Origin of the sequence: Tsuneonella sediminis (genome assembly GCF_051912845.1) — a bacterium.
Classification (GTDB): domain Bacteria; phylum Pseudomonadota; class Alphaproteobacteria; order Sphingomonadales; family Sphingomonadaceae; genus Tsuneonella; species Tsuneonella sediminis.
Genome location: NZ_JBNCBU010000001.1, coordinates 489,114 through 501,893, shown reverse-complemented (window position 1 = coordinate 501,893; position 12,780 = coordinate 489,114). Strand labels below are relative to the sequence as shown.

The following is a 12,780-nucleotide window of genomic DNA, read 5'->3' as shown; positions in this document are numbered from 1 at the left end:
GGCGCCTAATGGAGCTAGCCAGCGACACCGCGATGGTCATGGCCGCAGGGCTCGGCAAGCGGATGCGCCCGCTCACCGCCAGCCAGCCCAAGCCGATGGTGCGCGTTGCGGGCAAGCCGCTGATCGACCACGCGCTCGACCGGCTTGCCGAGGCGGGGGTGGCCAGGGCGGTCGTCAATGTCCATTACCTGCCCGAGCCGCTGGTTGCGCATACCCGTCAGCGCGCGGCACCCAAGGTCGCGATTTCGGACGAACGCGACCAGCTCCTCGAAACCGGGGGCGGGATGGTGAAGGCACACGCCGCCGGGCTTCTGCCGGACCCGTTCTTTTGCCTCAACGCCGACAACGTCTGGCTCGACGGGCCGCGCAATGCCTTTGCCGACCTGTCGGCGGGATGGGACCCCGACAGAATGGACGCGCTCCTGCTTGTCGTGCCGCACGCACGGGCGGTCAACTTCCGCGGGCCGGGCGATTTCCACATGGATCCGCTCGGGCGGCTCACTCGCCGCAAGCCGGGGCGGATCGCGCCCTTTATATACACCGGCATTCAGATCGTTTCGCACCGGCTGCTGCGCGACGCTCCGGAGGGTCCGTTCAGTACCAACCAGCTGTGGGAACGCGCGATCGCGGAAGATCGGCTGTTCGGCACCAGCTTCACCGGCCTGTGGTTCGAGGTCGGGACGCCGCAGGCGATCCGTCCGACCGAAGAGGCGCTGGGCGGTGGCTGATGCGGGGGGGCCGCAGGTCTATTCGATCGCCGCGCACCGGGGGTTCGCCGACGCGCTCGTCGCGGGCCTGATCCCGCGATACGCGGAGCCTGACCTCGGGCTTGCCCGGCTCACCTTGCTGCTCCCATCGACCCGCGCTGCGCGCACCGTGCAGGACGCCTTCGTACGCGCCAGTGGCGAGGGGCTGCTGATGCCGCGGATGGCGGTCGTGGGCGATCTCGATCTCGATGAGACGCTAGGGGTGCTGCTCGATCCGCTGGGCGGGGCCGAAATTCCGCCCGCGGTCGAGCTGACGCGGCGCTGGCTGCGGCTGGCCGAAATCCTGCGCGAGGAGATGGGCGAGGCGGCACCCCGGGGCGCAGCGCTCCTGCGGCTGGCGCGCGAGACGGCGCGGACCATGGACCGGTTGCTGGTCGAGGACATCGCGCCGGAGGAACTGCTGCAGGACCGCGTGCTCGATCTCGTCGGTGATCTTGCGGACCACTGGCGCAACTCGCTGAGGCGTTTCGCCCGCGTGCAGCAACGCTGGCTCGCGGAACTCGAAACGGAGGGGGCGATCGACGCCTCGGCAAGGCGCAATCGTCTCTTCGAATTCGCCGCGCGTCGCTGGCGCGCATCGCCCCCCGATACGCCCGTGGTCGCGGCTGGTGTTACCTCGGCCGCTCCGGCGCTGGCAAATCTCCTGCGGGTCGTCAGCGAACTCCCGCGCGGGGCCGTGATACTGCCCGATCTGGATCTGGCGATGGCCGACGAGGTCTGGGACGAACTGGGTGCGGCCGGCGCGCGCGACAATCCCGGCGATCCGCCCTTCGCGCCGGGTGACGCGGTCACCCACCCGCAGTTTCACCTCAAGCTCCTGCTCAACCGGATGGGCATCAACCGCGCGGAAGTGCAGCCGTGGCACCGCCGCGGGCTGGCTGCCGCGCCGCCCGAGAGAAGCCACGCGATCTCGGCTCTGTTCCTTCCGCCCAAGGCAAGCCGATCGTGGGTCGACCTGCCGGCTGAAAAGCGCCGCCTGGCGGGTGTCAAGGTAATGGAAACCGCAAATCCCGAGGCGGAGGCACAGGCGATCGCCCTGCTGATCCGCGAAGCGGTGGCGATACCCGAGAAGCGGGTCGCCCTCGTCACGCCCGACCGCGGGCTGGCCCGCCGCGTCATACAGCATCTGGCGCGATGGAACCTCGTGGCCGACGATTCGGCTGGACGCCCCCTGTCGGACACGACCGCCGGCCGTCTGCTGCTGCAACTGGCTGAAATGGCGGGCGAGCGTGCCGCACCGGTTCAGCTCGTCGCGGCGCTGGCCAATCCGCTCGTGCGTTCGGATGACGGTCGTGGCGGCTGGCTCGACGCGCTTCGGCGGTTCGAACGCGAACTTCGCGGGCCGCGACCGGCTCCGGGTCTCTTGCCCCTCAGGCCTTATGCGGCGAAGGCGCGTGTGCTCGCATGGTGGGAAGGGGTGGAACCCGTCCTCGTTCCGCTCCTGGCCGACGACGCCCTGTTGCTTGCCGACTGGCTCGACCGCCTCGCGATGGCCGGCGAAGCGCTCGCGGGAAACGCGCTGTGGGCGCGCGAGGACGGCCGCGCGCTCGCGCTGTTCGTCGAGGACCTGCGTCTCCACGCGCGCGACGCGGGATCGAGGGTCGATGCCGGAGATCTCCGCGCGGTGCTGCGCGACGCGATGGAGGCGATATCGGTCCGGCCACCTTATGGGGGCCATTCGCGCGTCGCGATCTATGGCTTGATCGAATCGCGCATGGCGCGCGCCGACCTCGTCATCGCCGCGGGCCTGAACGAAGGGACCTGGCCCGCTCGGCCCGCGACCGATCCCCTGCTCGCCCCGGCGGTGCTGCGCGCGCTCGGGGTGCCCGGAGCGGACTTCCGCATCGGGTTGTCCGCCCATGACCTCGCCGCGGTCCTCGGCGCGCCAGAGGTCGTCCTCAGCCGCGCGCGGCGCGACGAAAGCGGTCCCGCGATCGCCTCGCGCTTCCTGCTTCGGGTGCAGGCCCTGCTGGGAGAGCTGGGCGAAACGCACCGCGAGACGCAGGCCCCCCGGCTTGGCACAATCATCGACCACGCCGAACCTGCGACACCCTATCCGCGCCCGATGCCAGCGCCCGATGCCACCCAGCGCAGGGTCGCACTTTCGGTCACTTCGCTCGACCGGCTGCGTGCCGATCCGTTCCAGTTCTATGCGTCGAGCATCCTCCGTTTGAAGGAACTCGACGGCCTCGACGCTGAGCCGTCGCCCGCCTGGCAGGGCACGCTGGCGCACGCGATCCTGGAGGAGTGGCACAAGTCTGCGCGGCCGCTCCCCGAGATCGCGTCAGAACAACTCGCCGAGATGAACGCGCACCCGCTCACGCGCGCGCTGTGGCGGCCTCGACTGATGAAGGCACTCGAATGGGTCGCCGCGTCGATCGCCGCTGACCCATTGCGCACGCCCGTGCTGGTCGAGGCCCAGGGCGAGCTCGACTGGCGCGGCATTACGATCCGGGGGCGGATCGACCGGCTCGACCGACTCGAGGACGGCTCCTTCGCGGTGGTCGACTACAAGACCGGCCGGCCTCCAAGCGGGGCGCAGGTGGAGCGGGGTTTCGCTCTCCAGCTCGGTACGCTCGGCCTGATGGTGGAGGAGGGCGCCTTTCCCGAAGCGAGGGGGGCTGCAACCCGGTTCGAATACTGGTCCCTGGCCCGCAACAAGGATGGCGGCTTCGGGTTCGTCGAAACCCCGGTACTCGAGGGACGCAAACAGAAGGGTGTTCCCGCCGGCGAGTTCCTGCCGCGTGCGCGCCAGTACCTCGATGCCGCGCTCAACCAGTGGATCCTCGGTGAAGCGCCGTTCACTGCGCGCCTCAACCCCGATGCGCCGGGATATGCAACCTACGACCAGCTCATGCGGCTCGACGAGTGGGTTCGCCGCGAAGGCGGTGACGGGGTATGAGCGGCAAGGTCTTTCCGCTGGCCGACAACCAGGCGCGCGCGGTCGCGCCGGACCGCAGCGTGTGGCTGTCGGCGTCCGCGGGAACCGGCAAGACGCAGGTGCTTTCCGCCCGCGTCCTGCGGCTGCTGCTTCGTCCCGGCGTGACCCCGGGTTCGATCCTGTGCCTGACCTTTACCAAGGCTGGCGCGGCGGAGATGGCCGAGCGGGTGAATGCCGTGCTGGCGAGCTGGGTGCGGATGCCCGACACGCGGCTCGCGCAGGATCTCATCGCCATCGGCGCCCCGCACGATCCCGCGACCATCGCCCATGCGCGGACGCTGTTCGCCAGCGTGCTCGACTGTCCGGGCGGGGGCCTGCGGATCGACACGATCCATGCCTTTTCGCAGTGGCTCCTCGCTGCGTTTCCCGACGAGGCCGGCCTCGTCGCGGGAACGCGGCCGATGGAGGACCGGGACCGCGAATTGCTCTCTCGCAGGGTCCTCGCCGAATTGGTCATCGAGGCGGAGGAGGCGGGCGACGAGGCGGTTTCGGGTCCCCTGGGCATGCTCAGCGAGCGGATGGGACCGGCCGACGTCCCCCTGTGGCTGATGCGCTGCGCCGAAGCGCGCGATCTGTGGTTCGGTACCGGCGGATGGCAACCCCCGATGCGCGAGCGCGTGCTGCGGCTGATAGGGCTGCCTTCCGACGCTGGCGAAGGAAGCCTCGCCGAACTGTGCAGCGACGGCGTGTTTGATTGCGCCGCGCTCGAGCGGGTGCGGGCAGCGAACGCGTCATGGGGAACGCCGACGGCGGGCAAGTCGCTCGACGCAATCGCGGATTTCCTCGGCGCGAGCGGGATGGGCCGGGTCACCGCAGCAAAGGCGCTGGAAACCGCGTTGTTCACCCAGAAGGGCGAGCCGAAATGGCTCAAGAACCTGGAGAAGCAGGATTGCGACTACGCCGCCCATCTAGCCGCTGTGGCCGAATCACTCGACGCGCTGCGCGAACGCCGGGCGCTGCTTGCACTCGCCGACCTCGTCACGCCCGCGCTCGAGATCGGTCGCCGGTTCGCGCTCGCCTGGGAGGAGGCCAAGACCCGAGAGGGCCTGATCGACTTCGACGACCAGATTTGCCGTGCCGCCGCGCTGCTATCCAATTCGGCGATATCGGACTGGATCCGCTATAAGCTCGACCGCCGCTTCGACCACGTGCTGATCGATGAAGCGCAGGACACGAACCACGCGCAGTGGGACATCGTCCGCGCGATCACCGACGATTTCTTCTCCGGCGAGGGACAGCGCGGCACGGCGCAGCGCACGCTCTTCGTCGTCGGCGACTACAAGCAGGCGATTTTCGGCTTCCAGGGGACAAGTCCCGAAAATTTCGCTGCCGCGCGCGAGTACTACCGCGAACTGATCGAGTCCCTCGCGACGAACGATCCGACGATCGAGAGCCTCCTGCCGCTCGGCCTCGGTCGGTCGTATCGCACGTCGCAGCCGGTCCTCGATTTCGTGGACGCGGCGATCGCGGCGATCGGCCAGGAGGCCTTCGGGATCGGAGCCGACGAGACGGTCGAACGCCACGTAGGCTTTGATCGGCCTGGGATGGTTGCCTTGTGGCGCCCGGTCAGCGCACGGACCGATGAAGACGAGGACGGCCCGGAGGACTGGCTGTCCGAACCCGAACGCGCGATGGCCAATCGCATCGCGGATCAGGTAGCCGCCTGGCTGCGCGAGGGCCTTCCCCTGACGAAGGACGGCGGGCGCAACGCCGGGCCGGGTGACATCATGATCCTCGTTCGCAAGCGGCGCGAGCTAGCCGGTCTCATCGTCGCGCGGCTCCACGCAGCGGGAGTTCCGGTGGCGGGAGTCGATCGCCTCCGCCTGGGCGCGCCGCTGGGGGTCAAGGACCTGATGGCGGCACTGCGATTCGCCGCGCAGCCGCTCGACGATCTCAGCCTCGCGAACCTGCTTGTTAGCCCGCTTGGGGGGTGGAGCCAGCAGGACCTCCTCGACCACGGCTACCGCCGGGACAAGCGGCTGTGGGATCACATTCGCGAAGGCGATGCGCCGCTCCAGCGCGCGACCGCGGAAAGGCTTCTCGATCTCTTGCGGATCGCCGATTTCGAACCGCCGGCGGCCATGCTCCGTTGGATCCTGGTGGGGCCGTGGCAGGGGCGCAAGGCACTGGTCGCGCGGCTCGGGCCCGAGGTGAACGATCCGGTCGACGAACTGCTCAACGCCGCCTCCGCCTACGCCGCGACCTCGACCGCGAGCCTTGCGGGGTTCATTGCCTGGTTCGATGCGGGCGAGGGCGAGCTGAAGCGCGAAAGCGAAGGTGGGGGCGGACTCGTCCGCGTGATGACCGTTCACGGGTCGAAGGGCTTGCAGGCTCCGATCGTCATCCTCGCGGACGCGGCCGGCAACCCGGACACCGCACGGACAACCGGGCTGGCCCTGGAAGAGAGTGCGATAGGCGGTGGGCAGCGCCGCGTGCCGCTGCCGCCGCTGCGCAAGGAGGAAAAGGCGGGGCCGGTACGGGAAGCCGAAGCCGCAGCGCGATGCGCGGAGCGCGAGGAGCACTGGCGCCTGCTCTACGTTGCGATGACGCGCGCGGAAGAGGCACTGTTCATCGGCGGGGCGCTTTCCAAGCGGGAGACCGAGCCTGCCGCGGATTCTTGGTACGCCCGGCTTTCCGCGTTGATGACGAGCGACGAAATCGACGACCCTATCTGGGGCATGCGGCGCGAGTGGGGATCGCTGGCCGCTCCGGTTCTGCGGGCGACACCGCTGGCCGAAGGCGCGAGGGCCGAATTGCCGGAGTGGGCGACCCGCGCGATCGGCCCCGAGCCCCGGCCACCAAGGCCGCTGGCGCCGTCAGCGGCAGGGGCCGATCAGGGCAGCGATCCGCCCCTGCCGCCCGAGGCCGCGCGGATCGCGGCACGGCGCGGCGTGCTCATCCACCGCCTGCTCGAACGCTTGCCCGACGTTGCGCCCCCCGCAAGGGAAGATGCCGCCCGGCGATGGCTCGCGCGGCAGGCGCCGGACCTCGAGGAAGGCGAACGCGCCGAGATGCTCACAAGCGCGCTGGGCGTCGTCGCGGAGCCGGATTTCTCCGAAGTCTTCTCGTCCGCTTCGCTGGCGGAAGTGCCACTGGCTGCGACGGTCGCAGGGCAGGTGATCGCGGGGACGGCGGATCGCCTGCTGGTAGAGCCCGACAGGGTAACGGTTGTCGATTTCAAGACCGCACGGCGTCCGCCCTCATCGCTCGAGGAAGTGCCCGAGAGCACGCTGCGTCAGATGGCCGCATATGTCGCCGCGCTCGTCGCGATCTATCCTGACCGCGAAATTCGCGCAGCAGTGCTTTATACGCAGACTCCGCTGCTGATCGAGATCCCGGCCGCGATGCTGGCGAGCCGCAAGGCGCTCTTGACGGCGAAATCGGAAAGCTTTGCCCAGCCGGGCGTTGAGTGAGCGACGCGAGCGCCTAGATAGCACCCGACACAAGGAGATTCCCATGCCGACCATCGCCGTGACCGACGCCAGCTTCCAGACCGATGTGCTCGAGGCCGACAAGCCAGTGCTCGTCGATTTCTGGGCGGACTGGTGCGGACCCTGCAAGATGATCGCACCTGCGCTCGAGGAAATCTCCGACGAACTCGCCGACAAGGTGACCATCGCCAAGATGGACATCATGGAGAACACGGGGGTTCCCGGATCGATCGGCGTACAGTCGATCCCGCTGATGGTCCTGTTCAAGGACGGGAAGCCGGTGGCCCAGAAACTGGGCGCCGCGCCCAAGAGCCAACTGAAGGGGTGGCTCGAAGGCGAACTCTAGCCTTCGTCGGGCCCGCCCGGGCGATAACCCGACTTGTCCAGGTGGGCGACGAACTCGTCCCACAGCGCGGGTGTCGCAGCGGCGATCAGGCCCTTTCGCCTGGAATCGACGCGGTAGGGCGAACCATCCTGCCGCGCGCAGCGACCGCCCGCCTCGTTGAGAAACAGGCTTCCGGCCGCGTGATCCCACGGCAGCGTGCGTTCGTAGATCGCGATATCGTGTCCGCCGATGGCGACGAGCGGATACTGCTCGGCCGCGCATCCGGGCGCTTCTGCGATTGTGAAATGCGGAACGATCTCCCGTTCGAACACCTCGCGTTGAGAAGGCGCCATATAGCGGGTCATCGCGGCAAGGGCAGGGGGATTGGAGCCGCCCGGCATGGCCCTAATACGCGCGTCGTTAATGAACGCGCCCTTGCCCTTGCGGGCGCGGCACAAACGGTCCCTTTGTGGGTCGTAGATCCAGCCCGCGATGGTTTCCCCGCCGTCGGCCAGCGCGATCATGATCGCGAAGTGTCCGTGGCCGGCTGCGAAGTTCGACGTTCCGTCGATGGGGTCGATGATCCAGCACGGACCGGACAAGTGGCCGAGCACGGACGGATCGGCCGCGCTCGCCTCCTCGCCCACCACCGCGACATCGGGCGCGAGCCGGGTCAGGGCCTCGCTCAGAAACGTCTCCACCTCGCGATCGGCAATGGTGACGAGGTCGTCCTTGGCCTTTTCCACCACCTCGCCTTCGGCGAGATTGCGCCAGCGCGGCATTACGGCATTTTCCGCTGCGTAGCGCAGCAGCGAGCCGATTTCGTCGTCGAGTGCGGAGCCCATCGCGCTCAGGACCGGTAATCGGCGTTGATCGAGATGTACCCGTGCGTGAGGTCGCACGTCCAAACGGTGGCCCGGCCTTCGCCGAGACCGATGTCGATTTCGATCGTGATATCTTCGCTTTTCAGGTGCGCGGCGACGGGTGCTTCGTCATAATCGGCGAGCGGCTGGCCATCACGCGCGGTCCAGGTTCCGCCGAAGCCGATGGACAGCTTGTCGCGATCGGCCGGTTCGCCGGCCTTGCCCACCGCCATAACAACGCGGCCCCAGTTGGCGTCCTCGCCTGCGATGGCGGTCTTCACCAGCGGGGAGTTGGCGACCGACAGGCCGATCCGGCGCGCGCTGTCGTCGTCGACCGCTCCCGTCACAGCGATCTCGATGAACTTGCGTGCTCCCTCGCCATCGCGCACGACGAGGTGGGAAAGCTCGCGGCAGACATCGTGCAGCGCGGCGGCGAACGCGTCTGCGCCCGGATCGACGGTTGAGGCGAGGGGTACATTGCCCGCCCTTCCGGTGGCGAATGCCAGGACGGTGTCGCTCGTCGAGGTGTCGCCGTCGACGGTGATGCAGTTGAACGTGGCGGCGCTGGCGGCGGACAGGCACGCCTGGAGGAACGCTGGCTCCACCACGGCGTCGGTAAAGACATAGCCCAGCATGGTTGCCATGTCGGGGGCAATCATTCCGCTGCCCTTCACGATGCCGACCAGCGTGACCTTCCTGTCTTCGATCATCGCTGTGGCGACCGCTCCCTTGGCGAAGGTGTCGGTCGTCCCGATCGTGGCAGCGGCTTCCTCCCACGTGCATTCGGCGCCGGCGAACGCCGCCTCGAGCCCGGCTCGGGCCTTGTCGCCGGGGAGCGGCACCCCGATCACGCCGGTCGAGCAGACGAAGACGTCGCTCGGTTCGCAACCGAGGTGCGCTGCGACCTGTCCCATGATACCCTCGACCGCCTCGCGTCCGCGGTAGCCGGTGAAGGCGTTGGAATTGCCTGCATTGACCACCAGCGCCCGCGCCCGGCCCAGCACGACCTGTTCGCGGCCCAGTTCGACCTCGCTCGAGCAGCAGACATTCTTCGTGAAGACGCCTGCAACCGACGTACCTTCGGCGAACTCGACATAGGTGAGGTCGCAGCGGCCCCAGTCCTTGTAGCCGGCCCGCGCCACCCGCGGCACGACGCCTTCGACGCGCGGCGTGGCGGGGAAGGGGCGGGAGAGCGGCGAGCGATCGGTGTCCATCGAGCGCCACCTATAAAGGTGTGGGAGGCTCGTAAACGCGTTTTCATGGGGGGGTGGACGAGTTGCCGGGCAGACCTTATCTGGCGGGGACCATGTTGCGTCGCATTCTTGCCTGTTTTGCGCTGATCACCGGCCTCACGGCGGCCGGGTCGCCGGCCGAGGCGCGCGTCATGGCGGTGATGACCCAAACAGTGGTCGAGGCAAGCCAGGCGCAGCAACAGGCTCCGGCGACTGCGTGCAAGGAAATCCTGCAACGCGCCAGCCTTCGCAGGAATGGCGCGGTTCCCGCTCCGTGCCGGACCCGCAGGCCCGTGGTCATCGTCATCCCCACGATCCAGGTCGGTGTCGATCGCGCGCTCGAATAGCGCGCCGTCCCTGATTTTCCGTGCTTCCGCGGCCGCCCGGGCTTTATTCCGCCCCGGCGGGCGTTTCCCAATAAGATTCCAGCCCCAGGGGCAACCATGATCCAGAACATCGCCAAGGCCCTCTTCGGGTCATCCAACGATCGTTACGTGAAGTCGATCGAGAAGATCGTCCGCCAGATCAACGCACTGGAACCGCAGATCCAGGCGCTCTCGGATGCCGAACTGGCGGCGCAGACGCCCAAGTTCCGCGAGATGATCCAGGGCGGCAGTACGCTCGATGACATCTTGCCCGAGGCTTTCGCCACGGTGCGCGAGGCGTCGGTCCGGGTGCTCGGAATGCGCCACTTCGACGTCCAGATGGTGGGCGGGATCGTGCTCCATCGGGGCGAGATCGCGGAAATGCGGACGGGCGAGGGCAAGACACTCGTCGCCACGCTTGCGACCTACCTGAACGCGATCGAGGGCAAGGGCGTCCATGTCGTCACCGTCAACGACTATCTCGCTCGCCGCGACTCCGAATGGATGGGCCGGATCCACAAGTTCCTCGGCCTGACGGTCGGCGTCATCGTGCCCAACCTCAACGAGTTCGAGCGGCGCGAAGCCTATGCGAGCGACGTGACTTACGGCACCAACAACGAGTTCGGCTTCGATTACCTGCGGGACAACATGAAGCACGAGCGCGGCCAGATGGTGCAGCGCCCCTTCAACTTTGCGATCGTCGACGAGGTCGATTCGATCCTGATCGACGAGGCGCGCACGCCGCTGATCATCTCCGGCCCGACCGAGGACAAGACCGACCTCTACGTGGCGATCGACGCGATCGTGAAGGAGATCGACGAGAGCTATTACGAAGCCGACGAGAAGAGCAAGAACATCACCTGGACCGAGGAGGGCGCCGAGAAGATCGAGGAACGCCTCGCGGACACCGGTCTCCTCGTCACCCCCAATCTCTACGACGTAGAGAACACCCAGGTCGTCCATCACCTCGATCAGGCCCTGCGTGCGAACAAGATGTTCAAGCGCGACATCGACTACATCGTGAAGGACGAAAAGGTCGTCATCATCGACGAGTTCACCGGCCGCATGATGGACGGGCGGCGCTGGTCGAACGGCCTGCACCAGGCGGTCGAGGCCAAGGAAGGTGTCAAGATCGAGCCCGAGAACCAGACGATGGCCTCGATCACCTTCCAGAACTACTTCCGGATGTATCCCAAGCTCTCGGGCATGACCGGCACCGCCGCCACCGAGGCGAGCGAGTTCTGGGACATCTACAAGATGAACGTGGTCGAGATCCCTACCAACGTGCCGGTCCAGCGGATCGACGAGGAAGACGAGTTCTACAAGAACACCAACGACAAGTTCGCCGCGATCGCGAAGTCGATCGCCGAAAAACAGGCGATCGGCCAGCCGGTACTCGTCGGCACGGTGTCGATCGAGAAGAGCGAGCTGCTGAGCCAGTTTCTCGAGAAGGAGGGCGTCAAGCACTCGGTGCTCAACGCGCGGTTCCACGAGATGGAGGCGCACATCGTTGCCCAGGCGGGCCGCCTCGGCGCGGTGACGATCGCGACCAACATGGCGGGCCGCGGCACCGACATCCAGCTCGGCGGCAATGTCGAATTCCGGATCGAGGACGAGCTCAAGGACATTCCAGAGGACGATCCGAAGCGCCAGCTCGAGATCGACCGGATCAAGGCCGAAGTCGCTGCGGAGCGCCAGAAGGTTCTCGAGGCGGGCGGACTGTTCGTCCTCGGTACCGAGCGGCACGAAAGCCGCCGCATCGACAACCAGCTGAGAGGCCGTGCCGGTCGTCAGGGGGATCCGGGCCTGAGCCGGTTCTATCTCTGCCTCGAGGATGACCTCCTGCGTATCTTCGGGCCGGACACGCTGTTCGCGCGCATGATGAATTCCAACCTCGCCGACGGCGAGGCGATCGGAAGCAAGTGGTTGTCAAAGGCGATCGAGACCGCACAGAAGAAGGTCGAGGCGCGAAACTACGACATCCGCAAGCAGGTTGTCGAATACGACGACGTAATGAACGACCAGCGCAAGGTCATCTATGAACAGCGCGCAGAGATCATGGACAGCGAGGCGGTCGACGATGTCGTGGTCGACATGCGTCACGACACGGTCAACACGCTGGTCGGAGAAGCCTGTCCGCCCGGATCCTATCCCGAGCAGTGGGACGTCGAGGGGCTCAAGCAACGGGTTCTCGACGTTCTTGGCCTGGAACCGCCGATCGACGACTGGTTGCAGGAAGACCAAGTCGAGCCGCAGATCCTCGAAGAGCGGCTCGTGGCCATGGCCGACGAGGTCATGGAACGGAAGATCGCCGAGGCCGATCCGGCGATGTGGAAGCGGCTGGAAAAGCAGATCCTGCTCGAACGGCTCGATCACCACTGGAAGGAACACCTCTCGACGCTCGATGCGCTGCGGCAGGTGATCTTCCTGCGCGCCTATGCCCAGAAGCAGCCGATCAACGAATACAAGCGCGAAGCGTTCGTGCTGTTCGAGCGCATGCTCGACACCCTTCGTGAGGATGTCACCGGCATCCTTCTCAAGGCGCAGTTCCAGTTCCGGCCGCAGACGCAGCCGCTGTCGCTTCCGGATCTTCCCGATTTCCTCACCGGTCATATCGACCCGTTGTCGGGCCTCGAGAATTCGGACGACGGCGACGGATCGCGGATGCGCGAGGCACTCTTTGGCTCGCTCGCCGGCTCGCCGATGGCCGCGGCGGGGCCGGGCGGAGCGGCGGACAACCCGTGGGCCGGACAGGATATCAGCCGGAATGCGCCGTGCCCGTGCGGTTCGGGGAACAAGTACAAGCACTGTCACGGCGCCGTGGGCGCAAAGGCCTCCAACCCGGCGAACGGGTGA

General features: G+C 67.3%; 8 protein-coding genes. 6 read left to right on the top strand and 2 right to left on the bottom strand.

Going from position 1 to position 12,780, the window contains the following annotated elements; translation table 11 throughout:
- The first annotated feature begins 8 nt into the window (after positions 1-8).
- Genes ACPV3N_RS02510 through trxA form a run of 4 tightly spaced genes read left to right on the top strand, consistent with a single transcriptional unit; the run spans position 9 to position 7,485 of the window.
- The gene (locus ACPV3N_RS02510) at positions 9-728 is read left to right on the top strand and encodes a nucleotidyltransferase family protein (RefSeq protein ID WP_440114194.1); all 720 of its coding nucleotides are present in this window, start codon (positions 9-11) and stop codon (positions 726-728) included.
- Complete coding sequence (locus ACPV3N_RS02505) at positions 721-3,669, top strand: PD-(D/E)XK nuclease family protein (RefSeq protein WP_440114191.1); 2,949 nt, start codon at positions 721-723, stop codon at positions 3,667-3,669. The genes ACPV3N_RS02510 and ACPV3N_RS02505 overlap by 8 nt, the downstream gene beginning before the upstream one ends.
- Positions 3,666-7,121, top strand: coding sequence for a double-strand break repair helicase AddA (gene addA / locus ACPV3N_RS02500; protein WP_440114188.1), 3,456 nt, complete (start codon positions 3,666-3,668; stop codon positions 7,119-7,121). The genes ACPV3N_RS02505 and addA overlap by 4 nt, the downstream gene beginning before the upstream one ends.
- 43 nt (positions 7,122-7,164) lie before the next feature.
- Positions 7,165-7,485, top strand: coding sequence for a thioredoxin (gene trxA, locus ACPV3N_RS02495; protein WP_440114185.1), 321 nt, complete (start codon positions 7,165-7,167; stop codon positions 7,483-7,485).
- On the opposite strand, the gene ACPV3N_RS02490 is transcribed toward trxA, so the two are convergent.
- Both ACPV3N_RS02490 and argJ read right to left on the bottom strand, forming a co-directional pair.
- A complete protein-coding gene (locus tag ACPV3N_RS02490) occupies positions 7,482-8,309 on the bottom strand; it encodes an inositol monophosphatase family protein (RefSeq protein WP_440114183.1) in 828 nt (275 codons plus the stop codon). The two genes, trxA and ACPV3N_RS02490, sit on opposite strands and share 4 nt — an antisense overlap.
- Positions 8,310-8,314: 5 nt before the next feature.
- Entirely contained in the window at positions 8,315-9,541 is a 1,227-nt protein-coding gene (gene argJ, locus ACPV3N_RS02485) for a bifunctional glutamate N-acetyltransferase/amino-acid acetyltransferase ArgJ (RefSeq protein ID WP_440114180.1), read from the bottom strand.
- Between the two features lie 92 nt (positions 9,542-9,633).
- On the opposite strand from argJ, the gene ACPV3N_RS02480 reads away from it, so the two are divergent.
- Positions 9,634-9,906, top strand: coding sequence for a hypothetical protein (locus ACPV3N_RS02480; protein WP_440114178.1), 273 nt, complete (start codon positions 9,634-9,636; stop codon positions 9,904-9,906).
- Positions 9,907-10,002: 96 nt separating this feature from the next.
- A complete protein-coding gene (gene secA / locus ACPV3N_RS02475; RefSeq protein ID WP_440114175.1) occupies positions 10,003-12,780 on the top strand; it encodes a preprotein translocase subunit SecA in 2,778 nt (925 codons plus the stop codon).